Origin of the sequence: Reichenbachiella sp. MALMAid0571 (genome assembly GCF_040151475.1) — a bacterium.
Classification (GTDB): Bacteria; Bacteroidota; Bacteroidia; order Cytophagales; family Cyclobacteriaceae; genus CAXBNB01.
In genome coordinates this window covers 1-25,225 of record NZ_JBDKWG010000153.1, presented here as the reverse complement: position 1 = coordinate 25,225, position 25,225 = coordinate 1, and the positions used below count along the sequence as shown (strand labels likewise).

The window sequence follows — 25,225 nt, the reverse complement described above, 5'->3', positions numbered from 1 at the left end:
GCAAAAGGCTCACATTTGTGAGCCTTTTGCTTTTTTATTTTAGCCTTTAAAGAAATTACTTTCCAGCCCCACTAATGATAGCTTCAACTACTTCAGGGTTCAGTAGTGTAGAAGTATCACCGAGATTAGAAGTATCACCTTCAGCTATTTTTCTAAGAATCCTTCTCATGATTTTACCTGATCTTGTTTTTGGCAATCCCGGTACTATCTGAATCTGATCCGGCCTGGCTATTGGCCCTATGACTTTGCTCACTGTAAGTTTGATCTCATCTTTCAAACTTTGTTCAGAACGGCCTTCCATATCGCAGATCACATAAGCGTAAATGCCTTGTCCTTTGATGTCATGAGGGTAGCCAACTACAGCGGATTCCACCACTCTCGGGTGTTCATTGATCGCATTTTCTACTTCTGCAGTGCCCAGTCTGTGGCCTGAAACATTGATAACATCATCTACGCGTCCCAGAATTCTCAAATAACCGTCATGGTCACGTTTGGCTCCATCTCCGGTGAAGTAAAGCCCTTTGTAGGTGGAAAAGTATTCTTTTTTACACCTGTCATGATCGCCATAGGTAGTTCGGATAATGGAAGGCCATGGGAATTTTATACAAAGATTTCCCTCCACGTTATTACCAGTCACTTCTTTGCCATCTGTATCCACTATTATTGGCTGAATGCCTGGCAGTGGGAGTGAGGCATGCGCAGGTTTGTTTGGTGTGATCCCGGCAAGTGCAGAGATCATAATGCCACCTGTTTCGGTTTGCCACCAGGTATCTACAAGTGGACAATTTCCTTTGCCTATATGAGTATGGTACCAGTGCCATGCTTCTTCATTTATTGGCTCTCCTACTGAGCCAATTACTTTCAGGGAATCCAATTTGTATTTTTCCAAAGGCTCAAGTCCGTAGGCTTGCAATGCCCTGATGGCTGTAGGAGCAGTATAAAACTGATTGACCTGATATTTATCAATCACATCCCAAAAACGCCCTGCATCAGGATAGGTAGGCACTCCTTCAAACATCAAAGTAGTTGCTCCGGCCAATAATGGGCCATACACTATATAGGAGTGGCCTGTGATCCAGCCTACGTCTGCTGTACACCAATAAATATCCCCTTGTGAGTATTGAAAGACATTTTCAAATGAATAGTTACTATAAACCATATAGCCACCACAAGTGTGAACCACGCCCTTTGGTTTTCCTGTAGATCCTGAAGTGTAAAGAATGAATAACATGTCTTCACTATCCAGAATTTCAGCTTTATTGTCGTCAGACACACCGTCAATCGCATCATGCCACCAGATGTCACGTCCGGCTTTCATTGTTACTTCACTTCCGGTTCGTTTTAATACAATTACTTTTTCGGTAACATTACTCATTTCTAGGGCTTCATCTACAACGCTTTTAACATCAATGGTTTTAGCTCCTCTGTAGTTTCCATCTGAAGTTAGGATGACCTTCGCTTCACAGTCGGTGATCCTGTCTGCTAAAGCACTGGCAGAAAATCCTGCAAATACTACTGAGTGTACTGCGCCTACCCGTGCACAAGCCAGCATAGCTATGGCTGCCTCTGGAACCATAGGCATATAAATAATCACTCTGTCCCCTTTTTCTACCCCCTGAGCTTTCAGTGCATTGGCAAACTGACACATTTTTTTGAACAACTGCTTGTAAGTAAGGGTGACGTTTGGTTCATTTGGGTCGTTGGGTTCCCAGACAATTGCAGCTCTGTTTCCAAGAGTGAATAAATTTCTTTCAAAAATACTTTCGGTAATGTTCAGTTTTCCGTTGATAAACCATTTAACATCCGGTTTGTCAAAATTCCATTCTAAAACTTTATTCCATTTTTTATCCCAGTGAAAGGATTCTGCTACACGACTCCAAAACTCTTCCGGTTGAGCCACACTTTTTTGGTATTCGTGAAAGTATCCTGCTAGTGTTTGTATTTTGTTCATAGTTTATATAGTTCAAATAATTCTGTCAATTACTTTTTTGATTCTCAAAAATACATTTTCTGCCTTATTCATGGTAGTGGACTCTGAATAAATTCTAATGATTGGTTCGGTATTGGACTTTCTAATGTGTGCCCATTCGTCATCAAAATATATTTTCACTCCGTCGATACGGTTTTGAGGGCAGTTCTGAAACTCCGTAGTGAGTTGTTCCAAAACCTTATCTACATCTATGGAGGCAGACAGTTCAATTTTATTTTTAGAGATGTATGTCTGCGGACATTCAGCCTTTAATTGAGCTACAGATTTATCCGTTTTTGCCAGATAAGTTAAAAACAAGGCAATGCCTACCAAAGAATCTCTGCCATAGTGAAGTTCAGGATATATAATGCCGCCATTGCCTTCGCCTCCTATTATGGCATTGATGCTTTTCATTTTGGCCACTACATTCACTTCTCCAACGGCAGATTCTGCTCTTTTTTGTTCGTATTTTTCGGCTATTTTGGTTAATGCTCCTGATGATGATAAGTTGGAAACTACATCTCCCGGAGTTTGAGAAAGTACGTAATCAGCAACTAAAACCAATGTATATTCTTCCCCAACAAATTCTCCCTTTTCGTCAATAAAGGCAAGACGGTCAACATCAGGATCGACTACAAAGCCTACATCATAGTCTCCTCCTTTCATTTTATCACAAATGGCTGTTAAATGCTCAGGGAGTGGTTCCGGATTGTGTGGAAAGTGTCCATTGGGTTCGCAATACATTTCTTCGATCACTTCAACTCCTAATGCCCTCAGGAGTTTTGGGAGAGCCAATCCTCCTGTAGAGTTTACACAGTCGATCGCTACTTTGAAATTTTTCTTAGCAATAGCCTCTTTATCTACCAAAGACAAAGCAAGGATGTCCGCAATGTGTATATCTATGTAATCAGCATTTTGCGAATATTGTCCCAGGTTCAAGACTTCTGCAAATTCAAAATTTCCTCCTTCTGCAAGCGTTAGTATATTCTCGCCATTTTCTTTCGACAAAAACTCTCCTTCGTGATTGAGTAACTTCAGTGCATTCCATTGAATAGGGTTGTGGCTGGCGGTGATGATGATACCTCCGCCGGCATTTTCTTTAGGTACTGCAATTTCCACCGTAGGTGTAGTGGTCAAGCCTAAATCAACTACATCTATTCCCATACCAATCAGTGTGTTGCTGATCAGTTGAGATACCATTTCACCTGAAATTCTGGCATCCCGGCCTATGACTACTTTTTTAGAGTTGTTTGTTTTTACCCATTGTCCAAACGATGCGGCATATTTTACAATGTCAAGAGGAGTGAGGTTATTGCCGGGTTGTCCGCCAATAGTACCCCTGATTCCAGAGATAGATTTTATTAATGTCATGTTCTTAATTATAAATAGGTACTTATATTTTCTTTGGTAATAATGTCTATCGGGAGCAATTCCTTGGTTGGAATTTCTTTTTTGAAAACCAATAGTTCAGTCAGGTAATGAATACCTTGAAAGGCTTGTTTTTTAGGGTTTTGGTTGATTAAAAAATCTATTTTACCTGATTTTAGGTTTTTTATATTTTCATCTACCAGGTCATACCCGATGAGAGGAAAGGTTTTTAATGTTGGCCTGAGGTATTTGGCTACTTCAAAGGTTTTTGAAGTGGTAACAAAAATCCCACTTATATTCTCATTTTTCAATGAGTTGTCCAAAATGCTTTTTAGGTTATGTTCTATGGCATCAATCAAATTGAAGGTTTCGAAAGTTTGATTATTAGTGTCGTGTTTTGCAAAATAATCTTTGAAACCACGTTCTTTTTCCTGCATGTGGGGTGAATTGGAAATTTCTTCATCAAAATGGAAAATCAGAATTTTACCACTCTTTTTCTGAGTTTTGAACATCAGATCGGCAGCTATTCGTCCACTTTGATATAAATCCTGACCTATGAAACAAGCATATTGGGATTCAGAAATATCTGTGTTGATAGTGGTATAGGGCAATCCAAGTGTATGACATTGATCGAAAAAAACTAAGGCTTCCTTTTTAAACAGAGGGGCAGTCAAAATGCCATCGGGCTTAGAATCAATCAGTCGTTTGGCTACTTCTTCAAAATTAGACTTGTCATTTTGATCGTAAAAGTACTGGGTAATACTCACCCCAAAGGTGTTGTAGCTATGTAGCGCTTCATTTATTCCTATCATTGGTTTTTTCCAAAATGAGTCAATCTCCGGAGATGGGAGTAAAGTGGCGATTTGTATTATCTTATTCTCTCTAAGAGTTCGGGCTATTACATTAGGTTGATAGTCAATTTCTTCAAGTACCTTCCTTACTTTTTTTTCGGCTTCCTCTGATACTTTGCCTCTTCTGTGTAGCACTCTGTCCACAGTGCCTCTTGACACATCAGCCAGCTTTGCAATGTCTTTAGTGGTGTATTTTTTTAAACTCATTTCAGTGAGGTTGTAGTGCCGAATAAGTACAAATATATAAATATAATTATAAATTAGTGTACACGAGAACGTAATTAGTGTTCACGTGAACAATTTTGATTAAATTATTTTGAAATATGATTTGGATTTCGTTTGTTTGTACTATAATTTGTAATAAGAAAGATAAAACAACCGAGGAATTTAATTCAAAAAACGATGATGGATACTAAACCTGTATTGAGTGAAGCAACGGCGGATATTAGCCACCAGGAAGTAGGAAGGATTGAGTTAACCAGATTTGAAAAAATGCACGTGGAAGTTTTTACTTCTTCGAATATCGCATCTCTGGCAGTAGCTAAGGAAATTGCAGATTTGATTAAGAAAAAAGAGGCTAACAATGAAACGTGTGTACTTGGGTTGGCTACAGGTTCTTCTCCTATCAGGGTGTATGAAGAGTTGGTGAGGTATCATAAAGAAGAGGGATTGAGCTTTAAGAATGTAGTGACATTCAATCTTGACGAATACTTTCCTATGCAAAAGAGTAGTGCTCAAAGCTATTACTATTTTATGCATGAGCACCTTTTTGATCATGTAGATATACTTCCTGAAAATGTGAATATTCCGGACGGTTCTATACCAGTGGAAGACGTATATCAGTATTGTCTGGATTATGAGGCAAAGATTGATTCTTATGGAGGATTGGATTTTCAGCTTTTGGGAATTGGAAGAACCGGACACATTGGCTTTAATGAGCCGGGTTCACATTATAATTCATCTACCAGATTGGTGACATTGGATTACCTGACAAAAGCGGACGCAGCATCTGATTTTCATGGCATTGATAATGTACCTAAGCGTGCAATCACTATGGGGATCAAAACCATTAAAGCTGCAAAGAGGATTGTTTTGATGGCATGGGGAAATAAGAAAGCCGATATTATTAAAGAAGCTGTTGAAGGAGAAGAAACATCGTCAATTCCCGCTACATTTTTGCAGGATCATCCTAAAACAACCATTTTGCTTGATGAAGAATCTTGCTCTGAATTGAAAAGATTTAAAACTCCGTGGTTGGTAGGGCCGGTACAGTGGACAGATCCTATGAAAAGGAAGGCTATCGTTTGGTTGAGTCAATATTTGGATAAACCACTTTTGAAGCTGACAGATCGAGAGTATAATGACCATGGAATGTCGGAATTGATAGCAATGGAAGGGTCTGCATATGATTTGAACATCCAGATGCACAACAGGCTTCAAAGCACGATTACCGGATGGCCTGGAGGCAAGCCAAATGCGGATGATACCAAAAGGCCGGAACGGGCAGAGCCAGCCAGAAAACGAGTAATACTTTTTAGCCCCCATCCGGATGATGATGTGATTTCTATGGGAGGTACCTTCTTAAGGTTGGTGCAGCAGGGACATGATGTGCATGTGGCTTATCAGACTTCCGGAAACATAGCTGTTGCTGATCATGATGCGTTGAGGTTTGCAGAATTCTCAAGAGATCTGAATATAGCGAACAACGTGCCTACCGATGATTTGGACAAGGTAATTGATCAAATCAAGAATAAGCAAGAGGATGACCTGGATTCTCTTGAAATCAGAAAAATAAAAGGGTTGATAAGAAGGGGAGAAGCAATAGCTGGAGCCAGGTATTGTGGCCTTACAGATGATAAAATTCACTTTCTTGATATGCCTTTTTATGAAACAGGCAAAAGCAAAAAGAATCCTATCGGAGAAGAAGATATTCAGATTATACAAAATCTGATAGAGGAAGTAAAGCCGCATCAGATATATGCTGCTGGAGATCTGGCTGATCCGCATGGTACGCATAAAGTATGTCTGGATGCTATTTTCGCTTCGGTAGAAAGGCTGAAAAGCAAAGATTTTATGAAAGATTGCTGGGTGTGGCTGTATAGAGGTGCATGGCATGAATGGCCTGCAGATGAGATTGAAATGGCTGTGCCATTGAGTCCTGATGAAGTGATGAGGAAAAGAAAAGCAATTTTCTTTCATCAGTCGCAAAAAGATGGAGTTATGTTCCAGGGAGAAGACAGTAGGGAATTCTGGCAGAGAGCAGAAGACAGAAACGGAGGAACAGCACGTCTTTATAATAAACTTGGATTGACCGAATATGAAGCCATAGAGGCTTTTGTGAGGTATAAATATTAACCCATAGTATTAAAAATGATACTCAAAGTAGAATCGTGAGTGATTAGTTTAGTTTAATTTGGCCGGGTCATTGATCCGGCTATTTTTTACTTCCACTTTTCATTTTTATATATAGTACTCCCTCCTCTTATAGGAGTGCCTACTGTTTTTTTAGTTTTATGCAAAATCACTGATAGATGAAAAAAATACAACAATTGTTTCTTTTAGGGTGTTTATTGGTGTTTTTTTCCTGCCAATTTCCCATTGAAAAATCTGGTAATTTTGAATTATTACCTTACCCCCAGGAATTTACAATAGAGGGAGTCAGTAAGTTGAAATCCGGTGATATTCAAAACTATTATTCTTTGGATCAAGCAGAACTTCCGGTTCTTTCTGATCAATTAAAAAATATTCAGCCGACTGATCAACAAGGCAAAGCACAGATTGTTTTTAGCGTTGACAGTAACTTGAATTTACCAGAAGAAGGATATGAGTTGAATATTGCTAAGGATCAAATTATCATTAATGGCAAAGATAAAGCTGGCCTGTTCTATGGATTTAAGACTTTGGAACAGTTGCTTGAAGATGCCAAAGAACAAAATACCAATCTGCCCCTGTGTAGCATAAGTGATTACCCTCTGCTCACTTACCGCTCCATTCATCTCGATATAAAGCATCACATGGAGACGAAGGAGTATTATTATGCTTTGATGGATAAATTGGCGAGCTATAAAGTCAATGGGATAATTGTAGAACTGGAAGATAAGTTAAAGTACGAACGCCAGCCGGAAGTAGGTGCAGCAGATGCCTGGAGTATAGATGAATGGAAAAAGTTGTCAGAGTATGCAAATGCAAGGAATATTGAAATAAGTCCCTTGGTGCAGGGATTAGGGCATGCTTCATTTATTCTAAAGCATGATACCTACAAGCCTTTGCGGGATGACCCTGAAAGTGACTGGGCTTTTAATCCACTTGATCCCGAAACCTATAAAGTACAGTTTGACCTTTATCTCGATGCGATAGAAGCAACTCCAAATGGTAAATATTTGCATATTGGGGGGGATGAGGTACATACTACCGGACGCAATAGTGGAAAATCACAATTAGAGCTTCAGTTGATATGGTTGGATAAAGTGTCAAAATTTGCTGCGGAGCATGGGCGTACACCTATATTTTGGGACGATATGCCACTGAAACATGCGGACGTATATCGGCCTATGTTCAATTCCAAATTGACCAAAGCGCAAGTGGATTCAGTTTGGGCAGAAAACGAACATAAGTTGCTGAAATTTCTGGATCAGTTTCCAAAAAACTGCATTTACATGAGGTGGAATTATAGCAACTCCGACGCTATTGGAAATGGCAAGGCGATGGAGTGGTTTAGAAATCATGGCATGGAGGTGATGGGTGCTACTGCGGGACAAACCAGATGGGTGCTGATGCCACAGGCCGAAAGCAACATGAATAACATCAGATCATTCGCCCTGACCTCTATTGACAATGGTTTGAAGAGGTTGTTGTTGACACTTTGGGATGATGATTCACCACATTTTGAACTTTACATGAGGGGAATTCTGGCTTTTGCCGAATATACATGGTCTGGTGAAAAGAGGCCTAAAGAGGAATTAAAAGCGGCTTATCGTCATCGTGAGTTTTCTTATAAAGTATCAGACTCTGAATACGCATTTATTGACCAACTCGAAACCCCTGTTGCATTTTGGAAGAATGCCTTGCTAAAGGGAAACAGTAGAAATTACCTGATGGGTAATGAAAATGCCATGCAAGAATCGGTAATAGACTTGCCGAAAATGGACAGTAAAGGAGAGTGGACGAAGCAAAATGCAGACCGATTGGAGGCAGCAGAAAAAGCCTTGGTGACCTGTGACAGTGTCGCTATAAGGATAGCTGAGATGAAAAAACTGGCAGTACGCAATAGCTATAACTTAGAAGTCTATGAGCAGGTAAATGAACTGGTCAGATTTAGTTGCAATGCACTGATAGCACTGAAAACATTGGACCAATCTAAAAATGAAGAACAGGAAAAAGTGGCGTTGTTGGCTGTGGCAAAACTGAACGATAAATTCAAGACTTTGAAAAGTGAATTTGAGTCTGTTTATGGAAAAACACGAATCCTTACCAAACCGGATAATTTCATCCTTGATCAGGACCACCATCGACATTTAGCCAACCAAACTACATCGTTCGATTGGCAGTTTTATGCTGAAATGCTGTTTTTAGAAAAGCTGGAAGAATTAAAATATTAAAAGTAAATGAAACCAACATTGATTGTTTTGGCAGCCGGACTTGGCAGCCGTTATGGAAGTTTAAAACAGATCGATAAATTTGGCCCATCAGACGAGACTATTGTGGATTATGCGATCTATGATGCTATTGAGGCTGGTTTTGAAAAAATCGTATTTGTAATAAGAAAAAGCATCGAGCAGGAGTTTCAGGAGATTTTTGTAAAGAAATTGAGATCAAAAGTTAAAATAGAATATGTTTTTCAGGAGCTGGATGTGCTGCCTGAGGGATTTAAAGTGCCGGAAGGAAGAGAAAAACCATGGGGGACAGCCCATGCCGTGATGACAGCAGCTGAGAAAATAGACGAGCCATTCGCTATAGTGAATGCGGATGATTTCTATGGTCGAGATTCTTTGAAAGCAATATTTAATCATTTATCCGGATTGAATAATGATGTGCTAGATGCTTGTCTTATTGGATTTATTTTGGAGAACACTTTGTCGGAGCACGGAAGAGTGTCCCGGGGTATATGCAAGGTGAGTGATCAGGGAATGCTGGAAGAAATCGTGGAACGTACCCACATTTATAAAAAAGAAGGTGGAGGAGCTTATTATGAGGAAAATAACGAGAAAGTTGACTTAACAGGGAAAGAGATTGTATCAATGAATTTGATGGGCTTTACCTCTAAGGTTTTTGAATTGATGCAGGATCAGTTTGTGGAGTTTCTCAACAATCAGGGAACTGAATTAAAATCAGAATACTTTATTCCATCAGTATTGGATCATGTTAGAAAAACCGGAGTAAAAATTCCAGTTTTGATTTCTACCGAGCAATGGTTTGGTGTTACTTATCAGGATGATAAGCCTATAGCCAGACAAAACTTACTTGATCTGGTGGCATCCGGGGTTTATCCTGAAAATTTATGGAAATAAACAAAAGTGAAAATATGGGTATAAAATCCATCATAGAAAAGTTTGAAATAGAAGGTCAGGTACTGAGTGCAAAACCGTTTGGGAGTGGCCATATCAATGATACTTTTCATATTGAAAATGCAGATAGTAAATACCCCGATTACCTGTTGCAAAGGGTAAATCATGAAGTATTTAAGGATGTACCCGGCATGATGGATAACATCTGGCAGGTAACAGAACACATCAATAAAAAGAATATTGTTTCCGTAAATAGCTTGTATAATCAAGAGACATTAGAGCTCGTTAAAACCCATGATGGGAAATTATTTACCAAGACTGCTGACGGAAATTACTGGCGTATTTTTGTCTTCAAAAAAGGGCTGAAGTCTTACGATTTGGTGGAAACACTCGAGCAAGCTTATGAAGGAGCCAGGGCATTTGGTTTGTTTTTCAATCTGTTATCAGATTTTCCAACAGACCGATTGATAGATACCATTCCAAACTTTCACAATATCATCCTGAGACTACAAACACTAAGGCAAGTGGTGGAGAAATTTCCTGAAGGAAGGGCAAAGCAAGTAGAAAAGGATATCAAATTTGTTTTTGAAGTATCAGATCAAATGTGTCAGATTGAGCACCTTAAATTGAAAGGTGAGATTCCAATTCGTGTAACTCACAACGATACTAAATTCAACAACGTTTTACTGAGCGAGCAAGACAAAGGAATTTGTGTGATTGATTTGGATACGGTAATGCCAGGAGTAGTGCATTACGATTTTGGGGATGGCATTCGTACCGGGACTACCACAGCAGCAGAAGACGAAACTGATTTGTCTTTGGTTCAATTTGATATTAAAAAATACGAGGCATTTACAGCTGGTTATTTGGACGTTACCAGAGAAATATTATCTCCTATAGAAGTAGAATTTATAGGATTGTCAGGAGCTCTTTTCGCCTACATTATGGGAGTAAGGTTTCTTACGGATTATATTTCTAATGATGTATATTATAAAATAAGTTACCCTGAACACAACCTTCACCGTGCCCAATGCCAATTTCAATTGACAAGAAGGATTTTGGAAAGATTGCCCGATTTGAACAAAATTGCACTGAGAGAATCGCAAGCACGGACTTATCTGAAAAAGTAGTGTAGGTCGAATTGTGGTGTTCATGAAAATAAGCAGAGTATGAAAATTAAATTGAAGACCATTGCATTGCTTGTGTTGATGACCATTTGTCAGCAGGCAATTTGTCAATCCACAAAGACGACAGTAAAAGTACTTTCTTTCAATATTTTACACGGAGCTACAACCAAAGGTGATTTTGACCTGGATAGAATAGCTAAAGTAATACTAGATACCAATCCTGATTTGGTAGCACTTCAGGAAGTTGACTTTAAAACTAATCGGGCTAAAAAGTATGATTTGGTTACCGAACTGGGATGGAGAACGAAAATGGCTCCATTGTTTGCTCAGGCAATGCCTTTTGATGGAGGTGGATATGGAGAAGGTATTTTGTCAAAATCATCCTTTTTGCAGACTAGAAATGTGGCTTTGCCTTTTTCTCTAGGAAACGAGCCTAGAAGTGCGGCAGAAATAACCACCATTTTGAGTTCAGGTGATACTATTTTTTTTGTTGGCACACACCTGGATCACTTAAAAGACGAAAGTGATAGAATTTCTCAAGCAAGGGAAATCAACAGGGCTTTTTCTACCAACAAATTTCCGGGCATTTTGGCTGGCGATTTAAATGCTACTCCTGAAAGTAAAACCATTAAAATTTTTGAGGAATTTTGGACACCTTCTTATGACAAGAATGATCCCAATCCAACATTTCCTTCTGATAACCCAACTAAAAAAATTGACTATGTAATGTTTTATCCTAAAAATAGATGGAGGGTAGTTGAGACCAGAGTGATACAAGATGCAGTTGCTTCTGATCACTGTGCTTACCTTGTAACATTAGAATTGATGGGAAAATAATTGAAGACATTATAACTTGCAGGAAATCACTAAAAGAAAAATTGAATAGCATGCAGAAAAAAATATTGGTAACAGGTGGTACCGGATATATTGGGTCTCATACTGTAGTAGAATTAATTAAAGAAGGGTTTGAAGTAGTAGTTATTGATAATTTGTCCAACTCTAAAGTAGAGGTTTTAGACAAAATAGAAAAGATAACAGGAACGAAACCAGTATTTTATCAATTCGATTTATGTGATTTTGAGCGGTTAGAAGCATGTTTTAAAAAGGAAGGAAATATTAGCTCCATCATTCACTTTGCAGCAAGTAAAGCTGTAGGTGAATCAGTAGAAAAACCACTTTTATACTACAGAAACAATCTACAATCATTGGTTAATTTGCTGGAACTGATGAGAAAATACCATGTACCTGATATTGTTTTTTCTTCTTCGTGTACAGTTTATGGTCAGCCGGATAAATTACCGGTTACTGAAAGCACTCCTTATCAGATTGCCGAATCGCCTTATGGCAATACCAAGCAAATTGGAGAGGAAATTTTGAAAGATACCTGCAAGGCACACAGCGAAATTAAATCCATTGCTTTGAGGTATTTCAATCCTGTTGGAGCGCATGAGTCGGCTTTGATTGGAGAGCTTCCATTGGGAACTCCCAACAACCTTGTGCCCTTCATCACTCAGACCGCAGCAGGAATCAGAGAGCAACTAAGTGTATTCGGTAGTGATTACAACACCCCTGATGGCACGGCTGTTCGGGATTATATTCATGTGGTGGATTTGGCCAAAGCTCATGTGATATCGGTAAAAAGGCTTTTGGAGAATTTAAATAAGTCCAATTTTGAATTTTTTAATATTGGAACTGGCAATGGCTATTCTGTGTTGCAAACCATACAGACTTTCGAAAGGGTAAATGGAGTAAAGGTCAATTACAAACTGGTAGATCGCAGGCCCGGTGATATTGAACAAATATTTGCTGACACATCATTTGCCAATAAGGAGTTGGGTTGGAAGGCAGAAAAAGGCTTGGAAGAAATGATGTCTTCCGCCTGGAAATGGCAGCAAACAGTCAAATAAAGATTTTACAATTTGGCGAATAAATTCAGCAAGGTTTTGTATAAAAAAACAAATGTCCGATGAAAAACATATTTAATATTACGTGGAAAATCACTTTTTTATCAACACTTATTTTCCTGACAGGCTGCCAGACTTCTGAAAAAAAAGTAAAAGAGAATAAGCCTGAGGTTTCTCGTGTTGACAAACCAAATATCATAGTAATCTATGCAGATGACCTGGGTTTTGGTGATTTGAGTAGCTATGGCGCAACTGAACTGAAAACGCCCAACTTTGACCGTATTTCAAACGAAGGGATCAGGTTTACTAATGGTTATGCTACTTCTGCTACCTGCACGCCGAGTCGTTATGCACTGTTGTCCGGAGAGTATCCGTGGAGAAATAAACGAGCTCATATTTTACCCGGCAATGCCCCATTGTTGTTTGATACCTCAAAGCAAACACTTCCCTCGATGCTGAAAGGAGCAGGATATAAAACGGCTGTCTTAGGAAAATGGCATCTTGGATTGGGAGGAGAAGGTCTGGATTGGAATGGAGAAGTGTCTCCCGGGCCAAATGAAGTGGGGTTTGATTATTCCTATATTATGGCTTCAACGAACGACCGTGTTCCTACTGTTTATGTGGAAAACCATAAAGTAGTGCGTTTGGATCCCAATGATCCGATTGAGGTGAGTTACAAAGAAAATTTTCCGGGAGAACCTACCGGAAAGGAAAATCCTGAAATGTTGAAGTTGCATCCAAGTCATGGACACAACATGAGCATTCATAATGGGATTTCGAGGATAGGCTACATGCGGGGAGGGAAATCAGCACTGAGCATTGACGAGCACATGGCTGATACTATCTTGTCTCGTTCCAAGATGTTTATCAGGGAAAATAAAGACAATCCGTTTTTCTTGTTTTATGCCTTACACCAACCACATGTACCGAGGGTTCCGAATCCAAGGTTTGTGGGTAAATCTGGGATGGGGCCAAGGGGAGATGTCATTTTGGAAGCCGATTGGTGTGTGGGTCAATTGCTCAATACGCTAGATCGGTTTGGAATATCAGACAATACCATAGTGGTATTTTCGAGTGATAATGGCCCTGTATTAGACGATGGATATAAAGATGATGCCAATGAAAAACTGGGCAAGCATACTCCCTGGGGGCCACTTCGAGGTGGAAAATACAGTTTGTTTGATGCCGGAGCGCATGTTCCGTTTATGGTAAGGTGGAAAGGCACTATCGAGCCAGGTGTATCTGATGCGTTGGTATGTCAGATGGACTTGTTGGCTTCTTTTGCCAGGCTTACCAAGCAGGAAAACAAAAGTGCCGATAGCCAGGACATTCTGAGCGCATTGACAGGGAAATCAAAAACCGGACGGGATAATCTGGTGATAGAAGCGACAGGAAGAGTGTGCTACAGAGAAGGAGACTGGGTTATGATTCCTCCCCACAAAGGTGCTGTTAAAATCAAGTCGGTAAACATTGAAACCGGAAATCTGGAAAAATATCAACTATATAATGTCTCCGAAGATCCGGGTCAGAAAGAGAATCTTGCAGAAAAATTTCCGGAAAGAGTAAAATCAATGGAACAGGCAATGAATGCTATAAAAGGTAAAGCCTAAGTCTTTTAACAATTTCTCAAACTATGAAAACTAACTTTTTAATCTTTTTGTGTCTTATTGGTCTGTTGACCAATTTTAAAACTTTGAGTCAGCAAAAAATCAATATTATTCCTCAGCCACAAGAAGTGATAGTTGGTAAAGACAAGTTTACAATTGACAGCCAAACCAAAATTGTTAGTATAGAAGAAAGTAAGACTGCAGCAGTTCTGCTACAAAATTTTCTTCAAGAAGGAATGGATAATCGGGTTGAAATTGTTGATTCTAAAAAAACAGTAGCAGGAAGCATCACTTTCAAACTGGATAAAGATCAGTCAAAAGAAGGTTATGAACTGGAAATTTCAAAAAAGGGTATTGAGATTCTGGCATCAAATACTACAGGATGGTTTTATGGATTGCAGAGTTTGAAGCAACTGTTTCCGGTTGGTTTTGAATTTTCTGCTAAAAAAGTAGAAGCGGTTGAATTGCCAACAGTAAAAATTGAAGACGCACCAAGGTTCGGTTGGAGAGCCTTTATGTTGGATGAATCCAGGTATTTCAAAGGCAAAGAGCAGGTGAAAATGCTGCTGGATGAAATGGCTTTATTGAAAATGAATGTGTTTCATTGGCATCTGGTGGACGATCAGGGCTGGAGAATTGAAATAAAAAAATATCCGTTGCTTACCGAAATAGGTTCAAAAAGAAAAAGTACTCAGGTGGGGGCTTTGAAATGGAAAAGCCCGATTCAGTCTGGTGAGCCACACGAGGGGTACTATACCCAACAGGAAATCAAAGAAATTGTAGAATATGCTTCGAAAAGGCATATTACTATCGTGCCAGAGATAGAAATGCCTGGCCACTCGAGTGCCGCCATAGCGGCTTACTCCTGGCTGGGTACCAATAAAGAGGATATTGAGGTACCTATCAAGTTTGGGGTAGGCCCAGATGTGTACGATGTAAGTGACCCTAAAGTGTACCAGTTTCTGACCGATGTGCTGGATGAGGTGATGGGGTTGTTTCCATCAAAAGTGATCCACATTGGTGGTGACGAAGTAAAATACAATCACTGGAAATCATCTGAATCGGTACAGGCTTATATGAAAGAAAAAGGTTTGGCAACACCAGCTGAATTGCAGGTTTATTTCACCAACGACATCTCTCAATACCTACAAAGCAAAGGAAGAAGAATGATGGGGTGGAATGAAATCATGGGGCACAATGTCCATGATTTTCAGGATGCGTCAGACACAGAGTCAAAACAGCAACTGGCTCAGGAAACGGTGATTCATTTTTGGAAAGGAGATGTAACACTTGCCAACCAAGCCGCCAGCAGTGGTTATGATATAGTCAATTCATTGCATTCATCCACTTATCTGGATTACGATTACAAGAGCATTCCTTTGTCAAAAGCCTATGATTTTGATCCAATCCCTGCAGACTTAGATCCAAAATATCACAATAAAGTGATAGGCACTGGCTGTCAGATGTGGGGAGAGTGGATTCCTACCAATGGCTACATGCATTTTCAGGTTTTTCCCCGAATAGCAGCTTATGCCGAAGTTGGGTGGACTGAAAAAAAGAATAAAAACTATGAAAGCTTCAAACTTGCTTTGAAAAACCTACAAACACGTTGGGAACAATTAGGAATTTATTCTGCACCGGAATCAGTGGTTGACAAGCAGGATTGATTTATATTGAATTTTGTCACCTAATACAGAAAGGTTTGTGTTTCCTGTAAAAACACCCTTTTAATCGATAAATGGTATTTACCAAAGACGATCTGAAAAAGATAGCTCTCCATGGAGATCAGGACGCATTCAAAAGAATGTTTCATCAATTCTATGGAAAGCTTCTTGGGTTGGCCAGATACTACGTTCGATCCAATGAGTTGGCTGAGGAAGTTGTGAACGATGTTTTTGTGAAGGTATGGGATAAGAGACAAAAAATGACGGAAGTGAAGAAGCTAGAATCTTACCTTTATACATTAGTGAAAAATCATTCTCTAAATCAAATCAGATTTGCTTCCGGGTATCAAATTATGACAATTGACAATGTTGATTTGGAAATTAGAGCAACCCATAGAAATCCGGAAGAACAATTGCTATCAAAAGAAATGCTGTCAGTTTTTGAAAGTAGTGTGGCAGCTTTGCCGGAGAAATGTAATCTGGTGTACCGTATGGTGAAAGATGACGGGATGACCTACAAAGAAGTTGCTAAAATGCTGGATATTTCTGTGAAGATGGTGGAAAAGCATGTAGGTACGGCATTGAAAAGAATTCGCCTTGACATGGATGATTATACCAATCAATCAGGCACTAATTTCAAAAATCTGATTTACACGGGGCTGATAATTGTATCAAATTTGATTTTTTGATAGAAAGATAAAAACACCCTTTTTTCATAAGAAACAAATACCATTACATTCAATTTCAGGAAAGTAGTTTGTTTCAACTGACTTTTTCGAAGTTTCATACAGCTACCTGAAATCCGCATAGGTAATAAAAAACTTTTTTTAGAATACATGGTAGGGTTTGCCCGCTTGACCTGTGTCTATCATTTTATACCAATCATTTTTGCAATAGATATACCATGGATCAGAGTGAGATATATGAGATTATAGGATTTGAGCTTTCAGGCAATGCTGACAAACACCAAAAGGAAGTATTGAAAAGCTGGATGGAAGAATCCGAATCAAACGTGAAAGCATATAATGTGCTCAGGGAAACATGGGAAAGTACGAATATCAATTTGAATCATCCCAATGAAGACATTCAATTTAAAAAAGTACTATATAAGATAAATGCATCTGTCAGGCCAAAAACATTTGTTTCAAGGCATTTTATTAAGATAGCCGCATCAATAAGTATTATTCTGGTAAGTGTATGGTTTCTGGTTTACAATCAGAGTGAGGTTAAACAATTGGAAGCAAGTGTGTCGGGTATCGAAAAGTCAAACCCGGCAGGTCAAAAGTCAAACTTCTTGCTACCTGATGGAACAAAAGTGTGGCTTAATGCCGAAAGTAAGTTGAGGTATTCAACTGATTATGGAAAAAAAGATCGGCAGGTAGAACTTGTCGGAGAAGCCTTTTTCGATGTAAAGAAAGATGCCTCCAAAGAATTTGTCGTAAAATCCGAAAATTTCACGACTACTGCATTGGGTACATCCTTCAATGTTCAGGCCTTTCCTAATGAAGGTTATATCAACGTTTCACTTGTTGAAGGAAAAGTGAGAGTAGATCAGTACCGGGCAGATTCTGCTGTGGATATTTCTTCCAAGACCTATTTGAGGCCTGGTGAGCAGATTATATATGATAAAAGTAAGAACAGTTTGAAAAAGGGTGATTTCAATGCCCTGGAAACGACCCTTTGGAAGGATGGTATTCTGTACTTTGATGACACTCCATTTGGTGATATTGTAGTTGCTCTGGAGCGTTGGTATGGGGTAAAGTGTAGTGTGAAAAATGCACCTGAAAAAGAAGTATTGTTTTCAGGAGTATTTGAAAATGAAAATCTAAATAATGTGCTTGATGCAATGAGCTATTCCGAAAAATTTGCTCATAAGATAGATGGAAAATCGGTAATTATTGAATTCAAATAAATCTAATGATATATGAGATATAACAGTACTTAAAAAACTAAAATAAAAAGCTCCAAAACATTGAACCCGATACAATTGGAAAGGTAGAGGTTCAATCCTTGGAGCCATGCGTAATGAAACAATTTGTTCCACTAATTTTTCAAAGATATGAAATTAAAATCTTTACAACTAATTATTATGTTGTCCAAACTGTCTTTATATGGTGTTTTCATACAGTGCTTATTCATCACTGTAATGCTGGCATCTGAAGGCAATGCACAAAAAAGCAAAAGCATCAATGACGTCTATTTGACTGTAGGTTTCGAGAAAAGTGCTTTGCTGGATGTTTTCAAAACAATCGAAACAGAAACCTCTTTTGAGTTTTCGTATTATAAAAAGGATTTGCCTAAAGCCACATTGTCGCTTGACAAATCCGAAAGAAGCCTGGCAGAAACTCTCTATGTCATTGCCGATCAGGCTGGTCTTCGGTTCAGGAGGGTTAACGACAATATTTTTGTTGACATAAATAAAAAAGCCAATAAAAGAACCCAAAGAGGAGTAGTCTTGGTCATGGAAGATGTTGATATTTTCGGTAAAGTCACTGATGAAACCAATCAGGGTTTGCCGGGAGCTTCCGTAGTGATCAAAGGAACCTCAATTGGTACTACTACAGATATTGAAGGCAATTACAAACTTACTGTGCCTGATGATGCTATTCTCTCGATTTCTTATGTAGGCTATGTTACTCAGGATATAGAAATAGCTGGAAGGTCTGAGATTAACGTGTCTATGTCTGCAGATATTGAAACATTAGATGAACTGGTAGTGATTGGATACGGAGTACAGAAAAAAGTAAATGTAACAGGATCGGTAGATGTGATTGCAGGAGAAATCCTTGAAAACAGGCAATCGCCTACAGTTTCTCAGTTGTTACAAGGCGTATCACCTGGATTGACTTTTAGTATTGGAAACAATGGGTTTTCCCCCGGAGCATCTGTTGATATAGGCTTAAGAGGAACAGGTTCTATAAACGGAGGTGATGGCCCTTATGTGGTGATTGATGGTATTCCGGGAGATATGAACAGGCTCAACCCCAATGACATTGAAAGTATTTCAGTGTTGAAAGATGCTGCAGCCTCTGCCATATATGGAGCCCGAGCACCTTATGGAGTGATTTTGATTACTACAAAATCCGGTAGTACGGATGAAAATATTACCGTGACTTATTCGGGAATAGTGTCTAGAGCTACTCCCCAAAATCTACCTAGTATGCTCAATTCGTATGAACATGCAAGGGCTCTTAATGAAGCGGGAGTAGCAGGCGCTGGCGGACGTTTTATTGACAATGCGACGATTGATAATATAAGGGCATATCAGGCTGGTGATTACGACTTTATAAAAAGTACAGCCAACTTTCCAGCAGATGCCACCCATTTTGAAACTACTCCAAGAGCTGGTGGGAATTCATGGGGCTTCAATCAATTTGGAAGCAGTAATAGAGATTGGTTTGACGAATACTATGGAAGTGCATTGAACAAAAAACACAACCTGTCATTGCAAGGAGGTTCCAAAACTACTTCTTTTTACTTTTCAACTGGATTTTTCGAACAGGAAGGGGTTTTGAACTACGGGAAAGATACTTTTGACAGGTTCAATATTCAGGGGAAAGTTAAGACAGCTATTACTGATTGGTGGGATTTTACCTATCAGCCAAGGTTTAGTAAAACAAAAAGAGAGCTTCCTAATATGGATAGGCAAGGTTCTTATGACTTAATTTTTCATCAGATAGCCAGGACTATGCCTACCAATGCAAAGTATGATGGCTATGGAAATATCATGATCCAGTCCAAAATTCCTTGGGTAAATGATGCCGGTACAGATATTATTGATATAACAGAAAACTGGCAAACTTTTTCTACAGATTTGAGACCTGTTAAAGGGCTTAATATTCATTCAGATTTTGCTTTTCGTGTAACTGATCAGTTTAGGTCAAACAGAGAATTGACAGTGTATGATCATTTGGTGGATCAAAGCATAGTAGCTAGTGGCAATACAGTACCAAGCAATATCACCAATATTCATGCAAGCAATACCTATTGGACTACCAACAACTATATATCTTATGATTACAGTCTAAATGATGCTCATAATTTTAAACTTTTGGTAGGTACTCAGTTTGAGCGAGCCAACAACCGAAACATGTCTGCAACCCGATTGAACCTACTGGTTCAGGATGTACCATCATTACTTACTGCAAGTGGAGATCCTACCATAAGCGAGGGTTTGCATACTTGGGCGACAGAAGGCTATTTTGGAAGGTTTACCTATAACTACAAAGGCAAATACCTCCTGGAATCCAATGTACGATATGATGGTACCTCCAGATTTAAAGAGGGTAAAAGATGGGGATTTTTCCCTTCATTTTCTCTTGGATGGAATTTGCATGAGGAAAATTTTTGGGAGTCAATTGAAGGTGTGGTCAATACTTTGAAGATCAGAGGGTCTTGGGGAGAATTAGGTAATTTCGGTAATCCTAACACACTGGCTAAATCGGCATTTTTCCCAGATATCTTATTAATTCCGTTAAGTTCTGGAACTGTCAATTGGATTTTTAGTCCGGGACAGGGAAGGCCAATTGGCTATGCTGGTACACCTGGTCTGATCAATCCAGATGTGACATGGGAAACTTCAAGAACTATAAATTTTGGTCTGAATATGTCTTTCTTGCAGAATAGACTTCAGGCAGATTTTGATGTGTTTGAGAGAACAACATTTGATCAACTTGGTAAAGTAGAAGCACAACCCGGAGTGATAGGAACAACTCTTCCACAAGCCAACAATGTGACGCTTAGAAGCAAAGGGTGGGAGTTGTCTTTAAGATGGCAGCAAAAAATAAATGATGGTCTGTCTTACAATATTGGAGTTAATTTTTATGACAACAAATCTACTATTGTTGACTATCTAAACCCGACTGGTACATTGAGTGATCATTACGAAGGAAAGGTTTTGGGTGAAATTTGGGGTTATACGGCTAATGATCTTTATAGAACTCAGCAAGAGGTTGATGAATATACTTCTACTGTTGACTTGTCTGATTTAACAGGACTTTCATGGAATACCGGAGATGTGAAGTATGAAGATACCAATGGTGATGGAATGGTAAATAATGGTGCCAATACTGTAACAGACCATGGTGACAGGTCAGTCATAGGGAATACTACTCCAAGACTTCAATATGGTATTACCGCCTCTCTAAATTTCAAAGGGTTTGATTTTTCAATGCTCTGGAAAGGTGTAGCAAAGAGAGATCTTTGGTTTGGTTCTGGTGACAATATTTTCTGGGGTTTCCGTACAGGTAATCAGTCTTCTCTTTTTCCTCATCATTTGGATTACTTCAGAGATACTCCTGGGGATGAATATACTGGTCTTGCTGAGGGAGATGCTAATTTTAATACAGGTGCATATTTTCCAAGACCTTACCTCAATAATGGACAAAATGATAAGAACAGAATTAGCAATACCCGTTACCTCCAAAGCGGGGCATATATCAGGTTACAAAATGTTCAACTAGGCTATAATTTACCTAAGGATGTTTTGTCTAAACTAAGCCTCCAAAGAGTTAGAGTATATGTGTCAGGTGAGAACTTGTTTACATTTTCTGGCTTGCCAGTAGGGATAGATCCCGTAGCAGTAAGTAGTAGCTGGGGTACAGGTAAAACCTATGGTGCAGATAGAATTGTGTCTTTAGGTCTTACTGTAACATATTGAGCCATCTAATATTAATCGAAAAAATTATGAAGAATTTAAAATATATATATCTGACACTAATTTTGCCATTAATAGTGTCTTGTGAGGACTTTATAGATATTGCTCCTCAGGATCAGATAGCTGCATCAAGTTTTTTTAAGACAGCTACTGATATTGAAAACTATGTAAAAAAGTATTACCCAGCTTTTCCTACTCATGGGAGTGCTACTCAACCATATTCTGAATCCGCATCGGACAATATGATTTTAGCTGTGCCGAATGCTGTGCTAAATGGAAATCGTGCTCCCAGAACGGGACAATGGACAAACGAATGGAGTAACATCAGGAGTATCAACATCCTTTTTGACAATCTAGGCAATGTAACAGATGAGTTGAATCTATACAAGCATTTTCTTGGTGAAGCACATTTTTTTAAGGCATGGTTTTATTTTGACATGCTCAGCACTTATGGAGACCTTCCTTGGTATTCATCAGAGATCAATATTGGAGACGAAGAACTTTTTAAAGCAAGAGATCCCCGGACACTGGTTGCTGATTCAATCTTGCTCAATTTGGACAAGGCTATTGAGTACCTTGATTTAAGATCAACAGCAGGTAATTCTAGATTGAATAAGGAAGTTGCGTTGGCATTTAAAACCAGAGTTGCCTTATTTGAAGGCACTTGGCAAAAATACCACGCAGGTACTGAATTTGCTACTTCAGGATCCAATCCTGATAAATATTTTCAAATTGCGGTAGATGCTTCAGAAGAATTGATCAATGGAGGATATACTAAAGGATTATACAATACGGGAAATCCGGATACAGATTATTATGATTTATTTGGGCAAGACAACATGTCTGGCTTTGATGAAGTATTATTATATAGAATTGCAAGTACTGGTGATCAGTTGGGTCATGAACTACAGTTTTATACTACCCGTCGCACAAGGCAAATGTCACTTACTTGGTCATTGGTTACCTCTTATTTAGGAAATGATGGCAATCCGTATGATTACTTAGGGTTGGCATCTACTGCCAAAGGAAATGACTTTCTTACCCAAATTGCAGCAGATTGCGACCCTAGGTTAAAAGCTACAGTGTGGATTCCTGGAGATTTGAGGGTTGCCAGTTCCAACGAATTTTTTGATAAGCCTTTTATAGATCAGGGAGCAGAGAATCTCAATGCTACTGGTTTTCAGGTGAAAAAATTCTCCAATCCTAATTCGAGTGCGGCAGGTACAGACTTTGGAGGCAATAGCCAGACGGGCAGAATAATTTTCAGGTATGGAGAAGTTCTATTAAACTATGCGGAGGCATTGTATGAATTGAATGGAACTGTAGCTACTACAGAGTTGAATATGCTCCGTACTCGTGTTGGTATGCCCGATTTTTCGGTTATTCCTCAAGCCAGTTATGGTACCAATCTGGTAGATTATGGGTATTCTGTTTCCGATGCATTATATGCTATTCGAAATGAAAGAAGAGTGGAATTAGCATTGGAAGGTAATAGAGTGGATGACTACAGAAGATGGGCAGCACACAAATTGTTTCAGGGCAAAAGGCCATTGGGCTATCCTTATGATGCAACAGAATTTCCTGATTATACACCACCTATGGATGCCAATGGTTTGATTGATTATTACCAAACTGCTCTGCCAAACGGATTTGGATTTAGAGAAGACCAGGACTATCTCACTTCAATTCCAGAGGATGAAATTACATTAAATCCAAATTTAGATCAAAATCCAAATTGGTAAAGATTTCCACCTAATTAATACCCGAGGGGCAACAGTAATACACTGTTGCCCTCTTTGGTTTGTTCAAAAGCTTGGTAGATTATAAACAATATGATATCACTAAATGTAAAGAATAGGCAATGGATAATATTGTACTTTATACTGTTAAGTATTCTGTTCAATTTTGATTCTAACGCCCAAACAAAAGGCAAAAAGAAACTCAATGTGCTTTTTTTGATGAGTGATCAGCATAGGGGTGACTATATGGGGGTGGCTGGTGCAGATTGGATTAAAACACCAAACCTGGATCAATTGGCCAGTGAAGGGGTGACATTTAACAATGCTTACTCGTCAGTTCCTTCCTGCTTTCCGGCTCGCACCAGTATATTAACCGGGATGAGTCCATGGGCAAGTGGGCAGCTTGGTTACACTCCTATTCCTGCATATGAACACGAAATGCCTCAAATGTTTACAGATGCCGGATACCGGACTCACGCTATTGGAAAAAACCATTTCACCCCCATGCGCAACAAACGTGGCTATCAGACAGTGGAACTGGAAGAAGCCTGGTACACCGTAAGGGAAGGACAGGAAAAATGCGACTATACCTTGTGGTTTGAGGAAAATGCTCCTGACAAAGACCTGAATGCGTCGGGACTGCACTATACAGACCATAGGAGTGGAGTGTTTCCGTTTGAGGATGAATTTCACCCCACATATTGGACAGCAGAAAGGGCAATTCAGTTTTTAAAAACTTATGAAAAAGAAGAACCTTGGTTTTTGAAAGTTTCTTTCCAACGTCCCCATCCACCTTTCGATCCACCCAAACGTTGGGTGGAACAGTACGAAAATGGGAACATACCTTTCCCAAACGTTGGTGGTTGGGCAGCAGAGAAATATGGTAATAAAACAGGGACACTTGAGGAAACCAGAAATGCAACTTCAGGAAATTTTCCTATTGAAGAAGTCATAGCATCCAGAAGATCTTATGCTGCTGCTATTTCTTTTGTAGATGAGCAACTAGGAAGGGTATTGGATCAACTTAAAGAACGTGGGGAGCTGGAAAACACCATTATTCTGTATACAGTGGATCATGGGGATATGATGGGTGACCATTACATGTGGCGAAAATGCCGACCGTATGAAGGAGCGGCAAGGATTCCTATGATAGTGCGTTGGCCAGAGGAGTTGATACTAAAGGCCAAGCGTGGACAAAAACGTGATGAATTGGTCGAACTCCGTGATGTCCTTCCTACTTTTCTGGATGCGGCAGGAATGAAAAAATATGAAGCAATGGATGGTGAAAGTATGTTGGATATATTGAGAGGGAAACCATGGCGCAAATTACTGGATCTTGAACATGCACAGATATATGAGAAAGACAATGCCTGGGTGGCATTGACAGATGGCAGGTATAAATACATCTATTTCACGCTCTCAGGTCAACATCAACTGTTTGATCTGAAAAAGGATCTTCATGAAATGGTTGACTTGGCTTCTAAGGAAAACAATGAAAAGTCAGCAAAACTCCTTGATAGTTGGAGAGGTAAAATGATAGACCATCTGGAAGTCAGAGGTGAAGAGTGGGTGAAAAATGGAAAATTAGTGGTTCAGGAAAAACCAATATATTTTGGCAGAAACCATCCAAAATTTAAGAAAGGAAATTAGTGGTGTCCGACTAAATTTTAAATACCCTAAAAAAGTACGTTTAAACGAAATGAGAAAAGATTTTTCCGATTTCCTAAAACTACCCCCGCCCCCTGAAGGGGTGATCAAAAAGTCCCCTTTAGGGGATTTAGGGGTGATTTTGATGAATTTCCTTAGAAGGCAAAATCTTTTCTCGGACACCAATAA

Annotated in this window: 16 protein-coding genes; 13 read left to right on the top strand and 3 right to left on the bottom strand. The window is 39.2% G+C overall.

The genetic code is table 11. The features are described 5' to 3' along the window. Window positions 1-55: 55 nt before the first annotated feature. Genes acs through AAOP42_RS23230 form a run of 3 tightly spaced genes read right to left on the bottom strand, consistent with a single transcriptional unit; the run spans window position 56 to window position 4,395 of the window. Window positions 56-1,951, bottom strand: coding sequence for an acetate--CoA ligase (gene acs / locus AAOP42_RS23240; protein WP_349530993.1), 1,896 nt, complete (start codon window positions 1,949-1,951; stop codon window positions 56-58). Between the two features lie 12 nt (window positions 1,952-1,963). Next, a complete protein-coding gene (gene glmM, locus AAOP42_RS23235) occupies window positions 1,964-3,340 on the bottom strand; it encodes a phosphoglucosamine mutase (protein WP_349530992.1) in 1,377 nt (458 codons plus the stop codon). An 8-nt stretch (window positions 3,341-3,348) separates the two neighbouring features. Then, the gene (locus AAOP42_RS23230; protein ID WP_349530991.1) at window positions 3,349-4,395 is read right to left on the bottom strand and encodes a LacI family DNA-binding transcriptional regulator; all 1,047 of its coding nucleotides are present in this window, start codon (window positions 4,393-4,395) and stop codon (window positions 3,349-3,351) included. Between the two features lie 195 nt (window positions 4,396-4,590). On the opposite strand from AAOP42_RS23230, the gene nagB reads away from it, so the two are divergent. The 13 genes from nagB (at window position 4,591) to AAOP42_RS23165 (ending at window position 25,039) form a co-directional block, all read left to right on the top strand. After that, a complete protein-coding gene (gene nagB, locus AAOP42_RS23225) occupies window positions 4,591-6,543 on the top strand; it encodes a glucosamine-6-phosphate deaminase (RefSeq protein WP_349530990.1) in 1,953 nt (650 codons plus the stop codon). A 176-nt stretch (window positions 6,544-6,719) separates the two neighbouring features. Further along, window positions 6,720-8,786, top strand: coding sequence for a glycoside hydrolase family 20 zincin-like fold domain-containing protein (locus AAOP42_RS23220; protein ID WP_349530989.1), 2,067 nt, complete (start codon window positions 6,720-6,722; stop codon window positions 8,784-8,786). 6 nt (window positions 8,787-8,792) lie between these two features. Continuing rightward, window positions 8,793-9,695 carry a sugar phosphate nucleotidyltransferase gene (locus AAOP42_RS23215; RefSeq protein WP_349530988.1) on the top strand — a complete coding sequence of 301 codons (903 nt, stop codon included), beginning with the start codon at window positions 8,793-8,795 and terminating at the stop codon, window positions 9,693-9,695. Further along, on the top strand, window positions 9,686-10,822 hold the full coding sequence (locus AAOP42_RS23210; RefSeq protein WP_349530987.1) for a phosphotransferase enzyme family protein: 1,137 nt from the start codon (window positions 9,686-9,688) through the stop codon (window positions 10,820-10,822). Before AAOP42_RS23215 ends, AAOP42_RS23210 begins: the two co-directional genes overlap by 10 nt. 39 nt (window positions 10,823-10,861) lie before the next feature. Next, the gene (locus AAOP42_RS23205) at window positions 10,862-11,656 is read left to right on the top strand and encodes an endonuclease/exonuclease/phosphatase family protein (RefSeq protein WP_349530986.1); all 795 of its coding nucleotides are present in this window, start codon (window positions 10,862-10,864) and stop codon (window positions 11,654-11,656) included. Window positions 11,657-11,706: 50 nt separating this feature from the next. Further along, window positions 11,707-12,726, top strand: coding sequence for a UDP-glucose 4-epimerase GalE (gene galE, locus AAOP42_RS23200; protein ID WP_349530985.1), 1,020 nt, complete (start codon window positions 11,707-11,709; stop codon window positions 12,724-12,726). A gap of 59 nt (window positions 12,727-12,785) precedes the next feature. Further along, a complete protein-coding gene (locus AAOP42_RS23195) occupies window positions 12,786-14,333 on the top strand; it encodes a sulfatase family protein (RefSeq protein ID WP_349530984.1) in 1,548 nt (515 codons plus the stop codon). 23 nt (window positions 14,334-14,356) lie between these two features. After that, the gene (locus AAOP42_RS23190) at window positions 14,357-15,997 is read left to right on the top strand and encodes a beta-N-acetylhexosaminidase (RefSeq protein WP_349530983.1); all 1,641 of its coding nucleotides are present in this window, start codon (window positions 14,357-14,359) and stop codon (window positions 15,995-15,997) included. Between the two features lie 71 nt (window positions 15,998-16,068). Continuing rightward, on the top strand, window positions 16,069-16,683 hold the full coding sequence (locus AAOP42_RS23185) for an RNA polymerase sigma-70 factor (protein WP_349530982.1): 615 nt from the start codon (window positions 16,069-16,071) through the stop codon (window positions 16,681-16,683). 215 nt (window positions 16,684-16,898) lie between these two features. Next, window positions 16,899-17,906, top strand: a complete 1,008-nt coding sequence (locus AAOP42_RS23180) for a FecR family protein (protein WP_349530981.1) — start codon at window positions 16,899-16,901, stop codon at window positions 17,904-17,906. Between the two features lie 147 nt (window positions 17,907-18,053). Beyond that, window positions 18,054-21,653: a SusC/RagA family TonB-linked outer membrane protein gene (locus tag AAOP42_RS23175; protein ID WP_349530980.1), complete on the top strand. Its 3,600-nt coding sequence runs from the start codon at window positions 18,054-18,056 to the stop codon at window positions 21,651-21,653. A gap of 26 nt (window positions 21,654-21,679) precedes the next feature. After that, window positions 21,680-23,392 (top strand): RagB/SusD family nutrient uptake outer membrane protein, encoded by a 1,713-nt coding sequence (locus tag AAOP42_RS23170; protein ID WP_349530979.1) that lies wholly within the window; start codon window positions 21,680-21,682, stop codon window positions 23,390-23,392. A 90-nt stretch (window positions 23,393-23,482) separates the two neighbouring features. Further along, window positions 23,483-25,039, top strand: a complete 1,557-nt coding sequence (locus tag AAOP42_RS23165; protein ID WP_349530978.1) for an arylsulfatase — start codon at window positions 23,483-23,485, stop codon at window positions 25,037-25,039. The last annotated feature ends 186 nt before the right edge of the window (window positions 25,040-25,225 follow it).

Bases quoted from the DNA above. Each gene is read 5' to 3' on its own strand.
- nagB (WP_349530990.1), top strand. From the start codon at position 4,591: ATGATGGATACTAAACCTGTATTGAGTGAAGCAACGGCGGATATTAGC.
- AAOP42_RS23175 (WP_349530980.1), top strand. From the start codon at position 18,054: ATGAAATTAAAATCTTTACAACTAATTATTATGTTGTCCAAACTGTCT.
- AAOP42_RS23205 (WP_349530986.1), top strand. From the start codon at position 10,862: ATGAAAATTAAATTGAAGACCATTGCATTGCTTGTGTTGATGACCATT.
- AAOP42_RS23230 (WP_349530991.1), bottom strand. From the start codon at position 4,395: ATGAGTTTAAAAAAATACACCACTAAAGACATTGCAAAGCTGGCTGAT.
- AAOP42_RS23170 (WP_349530979.1), top strand. From the start codon at position 21,680: ATGAAGAATTTAAAATATATATATCTGACACTAATTTTGCCATTAATA.
- galE (WP_349530985.1), top strand. From the start codon at position 11,707: ATGCAGAAAAAAATATTGGTAACAGGTGGTACCGGATATATTGGGTCT.
- acs (WP_349530993.1), bottom strand. From the start codon at position 1,951: ATGAACAAAATACAAACACTAGCAGGATACTTTCACGAATACCAAAAA.
- AAOP42_RS23195 (WP_349530984.1), top strand. From the start codon at position 12,786: ATGAAAAACATATTTAATATTACGTGGAAAATCACTTTTTTATCAACA.
- glmM (WP_349530992.1), bottom strand. From the start codon at position 3,340: ATGACATTAATAAAATCTATCTCTGGAATCAGGGGTACTATTGGCGGA.
- AAOP42_RS23220 (WP_349530989.1), top strand. From the start codon at position 6,720: ATGAAAAAAATACAACAATTGTTTCTTTTAGGGTGTTTATTGGTGTTT.
- AAOP42_RS23215 (WP_349530988.1), top strand. From the start codon at position 8,793: ATGAAACCAACATTGATTGTTTTGGCAGCCGGACTTGGCAGCCGTTAT.
- AAOP42_RS23185 (WP_349530982.1), top strand. From the start codon at position 16,069: ATGGTATTTACCAAAGACGATCTGAAAAAGATAGCTCTCCATGGAGAT.
- AAOP42_RS23165 (WP_349530978.1), top strand. From the start codon at position 23,483: ATGATATCACTAAATGTAAAGAATAGGCAATGGATAATATTGTACTTT.
- AAOP42_RS23190 (WP_349530983.1), top strand. From the start codon at position 14,357: ATGAAAACTAACTTTTTAATCTTTTTGTGTCTTATTGGTCTGTTGACC.
- AAOP42_RS23180 (WP_349530981.1), top strand. From the start codon at position 16,899: ATGGATCAGAGTGAGATATATGAGATTATAGGATTTGAGCTTTCAGGC.
- AAOP42_RS23210 (WP_349530987.1), top strand. From the start codon at position 9,686: ATGGAAATAAACAAAAGTGAAAATATGGGTATAAAATCCATCATAGAA.